Consider the following 362-nt stretch of genomic DNA (forward strand, 5'->3'; position numbering starts at 1 on the left):
CTTTGGGAAAATGCTGAAGAAGTTGATCATGAAGGTCCTGAAGTAATTGATGGACATGTTAAATATGCAAGAGGAACTCAAGAAAATCATGATGTCTTAACTCAAGCAGGTCTTTATGGTATGTCTTTACCAAGAGAATATAACGGATTAAATTTCCCAATTGTTCCTTATGTAATGGCTGCTGAATTAGTTTCTCGTGGTGATAGTGGTTTTGCTAACATTTGGGGACTACAAGACTGTGCAGAAACAATACATGAATTTGCAAGCGAAGAACAAAAACAACAATATTTAACAAGAGCTGCTAAAGGTGATACATATGCTATGGACTTAACAGAACCTGATGCAGGTTCTGACTTACAAGC

General features: G+C 36.7%; 1 protein-coding gene. It reads left to right on the plus strand.

The window, feature by feature from the left end; all coding sequences use genetic code 11:
- Positions 1–362, plus strand: a 362-nt coding sequence (locus tag EIZ48_RS28960; RefSeq protein WP_192928774.1) for an acyl-CoA dehydrogenase family protein, incomplete at both ends; no start/stop codon positions are given.

This window comes from Photobacterium alginatilyticum, assembly GCF_009910675.1.
Lineage (GTDB): Bacteria > Pseudomonadota > Gammaproteobacteria > Enterobacterales > Vibrionaceae > Photobacterium > Photobacterium alginatilyticum.